Origin of the sequence: Pseudoalteromonas sp., from assembly GCF_041613455.1 — a bacterium.
In the GTDB taxonomy this organism is placed as follows: Bacteria; Pseudomonadota; Gammaproteobacteria; order Enterobacterales; family Alteromonadaceae; genus Pseudoalteromonas.
Map to the genome: position 1 here is coordinate 43,677 of NZ_JBFJHD010000006.1, position 7,511 is coordinate 51,187.

General features: G+C 43.9%; 6 protein-coding genes and 1 tRNA gene. 6 read left to right on the forward strand and 1 reads right to left on the reverse strand.

The features are described 5' to 3' along the window. The first annotated feature begins 3 nt into the window (after window positions 1-3). The 4 genes from tpiA (at window position 4) to ABYB02_RS01490 (ending at window position 2,294) form a co-directional block, all read left to right on the forward strand. A complete protein-coding gene (gene tpiA / locus ABYB02_RS01475; protein WP_372760340.1) occupies window positions 4-753 on the forward strand; it encodes a triose-phosphate isomerase in 750 nt (249 codons plus the stop codon). Continuing rightward, window positions 754-1,107, forward strand: coding sequence for a preprotein translocase subunit SecG (gene secG, locus ABYB02_RS01480; protein ID WP_372760342.1), 354 nt, complete (start codon window positions 754-756; stop codon window positions 1,105-1,107). It begins immediately after the preceding gene. An 87-nt stretch (window positions 1,108-1,194) separates the two neighbouring features. Then, window positions 1,195-1,279, forward strand: a tRNA-Leu gene (locus tag ABYB02_RS01485). A 217-nt stretch (window positions 1,280-1,496) separates the two neighbouring features. Next, on the forward strand, window positions 1,497-2,294 hold the full coding sequence (locus ABYB02_RS01490; RefSeq protein WP_372760344.1) for an SDR family NAD(P)-dependent oxidoreductase: 798 nt from the start codon (window positions 1,497-1,499) through the stop codon (window positions 2,292-2,294). Window positions 2,295-2,410: 116 nt separating this feature from the next. On the opposite strand, the gene ABYB02_RS01495 is transcribed toward ABYB02_RS01490, so the two are convergent. Then, window positions 2,411-4,768, reverse strand: a complete 2,358-nt coding sequence (locus ABYB02_RS01495) for a TonB-dependent receptor (RefSeq protein WP_372760346.1) — start codon at window positions 4,766-4,768, stop codon at window positions 2,411-2,413. Window positions 4,769-5,337: 569 nt separating this feature from the next. Here ABYB02_RS01495 and ABYB02_RS01500 point away from each other — a divergent pair. Further along, window positions 5,338-6,558, forward strand: coding sequence for an acyl-CoA dehydrogenase family protein (locus ABYB02_RS01500; RefSeq protein ID WP_372760348.1), 1,221 nt, complete (start codon window positions 5,338-5,340; stop codon window positions 6,556-6,558). 14 nt (window positions 6,559-6,572) lie between these two features. Next, window positions 6,573-7,511 (forward strand): FAD-binding oxidoreductase (locus ABYB02_RS01505; RefSeq protein WP_372760350.1); only part of this gene is annotated, 939 nt, incomplete at its 3' end.

Consider the following 7,511-nt stretch of genomic DNA (forward strand, 5'->3'; position numbering starts at 1 on the left):
ACAATGATAGCACGTAAGACGATGGTCGCAGGTAATTGGAAAATGAACGGCTCTTTAGCGTTGGTTGAACAGTTAGCTGATGCTATTAACAATGTAAAATCAAGCGAGATAGACATTGTGTTATTTCCTCCGTTTCCGCTCGTATCAGCAATGATAGCCAGTGGGGTCACTACGGGAACGCAAACTGTATCAGAAAATACCCCCGGTGCATTTACCGGTGAAGTGGACGCACAACTTATTAAAGAGTTGGGTGCACAGTATGTATTAGTTGGTCACTCAGAGCGTCGTAGTATTTACCACGAAAGCAATGATACCGTAGCTGCCAAATTTGCTCGCGCACAACAGGTTGGTTTAACCCCTATCTTATGTGTGGGGGAAAGCGAAACAGAGCAAGCTAACGGCGAAACAGAACAAGTAGTTGCTGCACAACTGGATGCAGTAATTGATAAATTAGGTGTAGCAGCACTGAAAGATTCTGTGATAGCATATGAGCCCGTTTGGGCCATCGGCACAGGTAAGACTGCATCGCCTGAACAGGCGCAACACGTTCACAAATTTATCCGTGACAAAATTGCTAAACTAAACAGCGATTTAGCACAAGGGCTAACCATCTTATATGGTGGTAGCGTTAATGAAAAAAATAGCGAATTATTATTTGCACAAACAGATATAGACGGCGGGCTGATTGGCGGCGCCAGTCTAAAAGCAGATTCATTTACTGCTATCTGCAACAGTGCAAAAGGGACCGTATAAATGTACGAAATTTTATTAGTAGTTTATTTAATTGTAGCTTTAGCGCTGGTGGGTATGGTTTTAATCCAACAGGGTAAAGGTGCTGATATGGGGTCTTCATTTGGCGCGGGTGCTTCGGCAACTGTTTTTGGTTCGTCAGGTGCAGGTAACTTCATGACTAAAACAACCACTGTTTTAGCAACGGTATTTTTTGTACTTAGTATTGTATTAGGTAATCTAACTGCAGGTCAGATCAAAAAGACTGACGAATGGGAAAACTTAGAAGCGGCACCCGCTGCTGAAACAGTCATCCCTGTTGAAGAAGATGTACCAGTTACATCAACTAAACAGCAAAGTTCAGACGTACCAAACTAATTTTAGCGTAATAGCTAATTGTTAAACGATTTATAGTCCTCGCATAAATCAATAGAGTTTAACACCTTAAGCGCAAGCTTAAAAAATGCGGATGTGGTGGAATTGGTAGACACGCTACCTTGAGGGGGTAGTGCTTTCGGGCGTGGGGGTTCAAGTCCCCCCATCCGCACCAAATTTAAAACCCAGTAACTAATGTTACTGGGTTTTTTCGTTTTAGCTGCTAAATAGCACAAAACGTCTTTACTAAATCACTCCCTCAGCTGGTGTTCTCGCTAGCGTTATATAACTTGTCACGTAATGTTTTCATACCGCAGCAGCCCCTTGGTCCATTTAAACTATGCCGTAACGCTAAATAGCTGTTAAGTTAGCTAAAAAATAGGAGATGAGTTGTGTCAAAAGTAGCGTTTATTACGGGAGCGAGCCGAGGAATTGGCCGTGCAACGGCTATTGCCTTTGCTAAAGCAGGCTATCGTGTGGCCATTACCGCGCGTGAGCTAGACAATGAGTTGAGTGCACAAAGTACTAAAGGGAGTTTAACGCAAACTGCAAAAATGATGCAGCAAGCGGGTGGTGAGGTGCTAGCACTGCCGATGGACTTGCTTGATTTTAATTCTGTTGCTAGCGTGTTAAAGCAGGTGTTACAACAGTTTGGTAAAATTGATGTGGTGATTAATAACGCGATTTATCAAGGTGCTGGTCTTAATGCTGCTTTATTAGATGTAACGCAGCAAACGCTTGAAAACGTTGCGAGAGGTTACATCGGCGCACCAGTGCAAATAGCACAAGCTGTGTTACCAAGTATGTTAGCGCAACACAGCGGTTGCATAATTAATATAACCTCAGGAGCGGGTGAAAAAGATCCCCCGATCCCAGCCTCTAAAGGGGGCTGGGGCTACGCATACGGGGCTGGTAAGGCTGCGGTGTCGCGGTTATCGGGCATTATTTGTCGTGAGCATGGTCATCAAGGCATTCGTGCTTTTACTGTGAACCCGGGTGTAGTGAATACCGAAACCTTACGAGCAACCATTGGCGACATTGGCATTCAAGGCCTGCAGCAAGCAGTCGCAGAGCCTGAGACCATCGCCGAAGTATTATTATGGATTGCTGAAAATACAGCAGCAGATGAATTACAGTACCGCACCATTGCAGCGCAAAAGTTAGCGCGAGAGCTCAACCTGCTAGCGTAATCAGAGTTAATACATTTAATAACCCGCAGCATAAATACTAACGCACCTTTAGTAATGCAAATAAAAAGGCCTTAATCAATATTAAGGCCTTTTGCTTCACTATAATAACTTGTTAATTAATACTCAAAACTAATGTCGATGCCATAGGTTCTTGGCGTGCCGTAGGCCTGCGCATCAAAGAAATTAAAGTTTGAACCAAATACAATGTATTCTTCATCGCTGATGTTTTTACCCCAAAGCGAGACTTTCAGACTTGAGCGCTCACCGACTTTAATGTCTGACAATGTTAGGCGAGCGTTAAGTAGCTGATAATTATCACCGACTAAACTAGGATCTGATACTGAAAATTGATAGTCATCTACCATCACATAGTTTGTATTGAGTGCTAAGTTACCAAAGTCGAATTCGGCGATAGTCCAATTCATTGCAACAGATGCCGAATAAGTGCTTTGATCGGTAAATGTAATATCACTGTATTTGGTATCTAAATAACCAAGGCTAGTGGTAAAGAATAGGTTGTCGGTAGCCGCAAATTTAGCATCAATCTCGATCCCCTTATTTTTCGACTCACCAGTATTAAGTGAGCGACGAATACTGCCATCGAAAATGGTTTTTTGTAGGTTAGTATTATTATTAAGAAATACTGCGGTATTAAGCATTAAACGGTCATCCAGCAGCATTGCTTTAACACCTAGCTCATACGCGGTTGTGTCTTCTGGATCGGCAGGTGTTAGTGTTCCTTCATAGTTAGCTTCGCCCATATTTGCTGGATTAAGATAAGCAAAGCGGTCGATAGAGCCTGGGTTGTAAACCCCTGCAGCGTACCCTTGTGAGATACTAGCGTACATAGTTAAATCTTGATCGACTACATAATTAAATAGCAGTGATCCCACCGTTTTTGACCAGTCAGTTTCAGAGTGTAAATCGTCTCTTAACATTGCATCGTGTTTTGCTACGTTAGTCAGTGATTTGGTATCTTTTGTATAGCGTATCCCCGCAACCACATTTAACTCGTCGGTTAATTTATAATCAACGTTGGTAAAGAGCGCCGATGATTTAGCTTTAACACTATAAAAACCACCCCATGGCAGTGATCCGGTGAATAATACGTTAGCGCCTTGGCCGGTAAAAATACCTATGTTCCAGGGGTTGTTTTCTTCACCTTCTTCACTGAAATAATAATACCCAGCTACGTATTTTAGATCACCGTCTAAAAACTGACCAAGCAGTTGAAACTCTTGTGATTTTTGCTCTTGTGATTTCACGCTAGTATATTGAAACGCGGGAATAGCAAGCACATCACTGGTGTCAACACTCGGTGGCGAAGTACTAAAGTCGAGAGCGGCGCCAAAATAAGCACCGCCATCGGTATCGTAACCTTCGCTTAAATCTGAGTCATAGCTGCGAAATGCGCTAATCGATTTAAAGGTATGGTTATCCGAAAAATCCCATTCAAACGTTAAGTTATGGCCTTCAATATCAACATACTCACGGCCATGTCGATCTAATTCAAATTCTGTTTGACGACCTGGTGCCTTTTCATTCGCGGCCATCATTGCAAATACGTTTCCGGCATAAAGCTTACCCGTAGATAAATCCATAGTGGGCACACTAGGATCGGTATACTGTGGGCGTACATTACTAATTTGCACCGGTATCGCTACTGAGCTGCCATCGGTAAGGTCGTAGCTGTAGTTAACGGTAAAATCATCACCGGCATAGCGCAGTGCAACACGCAGCGCGTCAACATCTTCTGCACCTAAGTTCTTTTCTTTTGCGCCTGCGAAGGTATTGGTTGCCCAGCCATCATGCTCACTGGTCATGTAAGTAAGTCGGGCAGTCAAGTTACCAAACGCACCGCTATCAATGGAGGTGGTTGAACTAAGTAAATTATTATTGCCTACCGAAAATTTTTGTTTAAATTGAAATTCATCGGATGGTTTGCTGGTGACTAAGTTAAGCGCACCACCGGTGGTATTTTTACCCCAAAGCGTACCTTGAGGTCCACGTAGTATTTCCATCCGCTCTAAATCAACAATATTAAAAATAGCGCCAGAGTTACGTGCTAAATAAACGCCATCTAAATAAATACCTACTTTAGGGTCAATCGCTAATGAAGGCTCTGATGTCCCTAGGCCGCGAATATCCATGCCAACGTTAAACGTACTACCATATGGAGGAAAAATTTTTACATTGGGTGCTTGCGCATTAACATCACTGATATCTTCAATACCTAGGTTTTCTATTGCTTCAGCGTTAAATGCGGTAATGGCAATAGGCGTTTCTTGTAAGGTACTAACACGCTTTTGGGCTGTAACAGAAATACGTTCAATACCTTTGCCTTTCACCTGTGTCTCGCTGTCAGTTTGCTGTTCTTGTGCTGCCAATGCGTGACCAGATACAGCGCATGCAATTGCAAACGCTAACGGTTTTATAGTGAGATTTGATGAAAACCTATTGTCATTTAAATTCATTCCACTTCCTCGATGATTTTTATATTTATTTCAGCGATAGGCGTTCATTAACTACTGCAACCCTCATTGAATAAAGCGTATCAAAGAGGAATTACCTAACCGCTACTTTGTTGTACTTTTTTTACACTGCGATTTGAAAGTAGCGATATGTGTTCTGTTGAGCATCACGCATTTGGACTAGGTGCAATTTAGCGATGATAAAAGTCAAAGGTTAGCGAAATAGCGTCAGCGCTAAGCGTTGTCGCTGTATGCGGCTATTTAGGGGATAAATGACGATAGTTGCAAAAAACAGCATTACTTATATTTAAGTTATTGAATTTATTGTAAAGAAAATCACTCACAGCAGAGCAGAAAGAAATAATTTGCTGCTCAAATAAAAACGCAGTTATTTTTTACCTTGCTATCAGTGAGGCAGTCAGACTGGTAATGAGCGGCAAAGAATTAGATGTTTGGCTGCTTAGTCCATATTGACGATGAGAGATAGTGGCGGGTGTGGAAATCTGATGGTAAGCAAGTTGATGAGTTTAATCAGCGCCTCTGACGCGCTACCGCTATAAAGGATAACAACTATGAGTGTTCCATATAAAATAGATATTACAGGTATCTCAGATGATTTTCTTACGCCAGAAGCTCATCGTTTAATCGCAGCGGCCGAAAAATTGGTGCCTAATTTACTGCAGCGCGCGCCTGCGGCTGAAGCGGCAGGTAAAGTGCCTGATGAAACAATACAAGAAATGATTGCGGCAGGTTTATTCCGAGTTTTACAGCCAAAACGTTGGGGCGGTTATGAGTTAGATCCACGGGTATTTTACATTATTCAAATGACGCTCGCACAAGGCTGTATGTCTACGGCTTGGATCTATGGGGTTATCGGGGTACATAATTGGCAAATTGGTTTATTTGATGAAAGAGCACAAATTGAAGTGCTGGCTGAAAACCCTGAAATATTAATAGCGTCTACGTATATGCCGGTCGGCAAAGTAGAAAAAGTAGACGGTGGCTATCAGTTCTCCGGCCATTGGGGTTTTTCTAGTGGTGTTGAGCATTGTGAGTGGATCTTTTTAGGCGGTTTAGTGCCTAAATCACCGGACAGTAAAGAGCTTGAACACCGCACATTTTTATTACCTAAGTCAGACTTTAAGGTAGTAAAAAATTGGGATGTACATGGCCTTCGCGCCACCGGTAGTCACGATATTGTGGTTGAAGGGGCATTTGTACCCGAGTACCGCACCCACCAAACCAATGACTACAGTGACGCGGCCTGTAAAGGTCGTGCAGTTAATGAAAATTGGTTGTACCGCATTCCGTTCGTGCAAATTTTCCAACGTGCGGTGTCTACCGCCTGTATTGGTGCACTAGATGGGGCTATCACTGAGTTTCGTCATCGCTGTGCTGAACACGTGGGCAAACATGGCGGCAAAACCGCAGAAGATGTGAATGCACAAACGGCAGTAACAGAAGGCATAATGACCAGCGATCAGTTAAAACTGGTGCTATTTCGTAACTTTGCCGAAGTCGTTAAACACACAAAAAATGGCGAAATGATGCCGGTTAATGACCGTTTATTACAACGTGCACAATCGGCTGCGGTACCTAAACAAGTGGCTGAACGGGTTAATGATATTTTGCGAGCGTGTGCCGGATCTGGCTTATATCGCAGTAATCCTATTGAGCGAATATTTCGTGATGTGCATCAGTCGCGCGGTCATATTGCGAATAATACCGATGCTTATATCCGTGCTCACGGTACCGTTATGTTAGGGTTACCCAACGCCGATCCGTTTGTATAACCAAGGGGGTCGCTATGTCTCGTTACCATAACTTAACCGTTGCAGAAGTAATCGCAGAAACCGCAGACGCGCACTCTATTGTATTTGATGTACCCGCAGCGTTAACCGAGCAGTTTAACTATCTGCCTGGGCAATTTATCACCTTAAAATTGCCCTATAACGGCCAGTCTTTAATGCGCTGTTACTCCATGTCGAGTACGCCGAGCCTCGATAGCGGCTTACGCGTTACCGTGAAACGTGTTGCCGATGGGCGTGGTTCAAATTGGATTTGCGATAATCTTAAAGCGGGCAGCAGCGTCGAAGTGATGCAACCTGCGGGCTTATTTGTCACAAAAGACTTAGCAGAAGATCATTTGTTATGTGCTGGTGGTAGCGGGGTGACCCCAGTGCTGTCTATTTTGCGTCACGTATTAACTAACGGCACTGGTAAAGTGCGTGTAATTTACGCCAACCGCGATGAAGCGTCGGTGATCTTTCAGCACACATTTAAAACTTTGGCGGCGCAGTACCCTGAGCGCCTTGAGGTGATCCACCTACTAGACTCATTGCAGGGGATACCTTCTTTGGGGCTGTTAACTTCACTGGCAGAGGGGATGCAGCAGGGGCGTGCCTTTATTTGTGGCCCTGGGCCCTTTATGGATGCGATGGAAGCGGCTGTTAAAGCGGCTAAATTCCCCCGCAGCCGCATTCATATAGAACGCTTTAGCAGCGCCGTGCCTAAAAGTACGGCACACGCTGCCGCAGTTAATTTATCGCAACCAACCATAGATACCAGTGTTGTAGAGCCTCAGCCAGATGCAGCAAACCTGCCGGCAGCCACAATACAGCTCGAGCTTGATGGTGAGCACTATGTTATCCCCTGTGAAAGTGGTCAAACCGTATTAGATGCCGCTGAAAAAATAGGCATTGAATTACCCTACTCATGCCGAGAGGGGATGTGTGCATCGTGTATG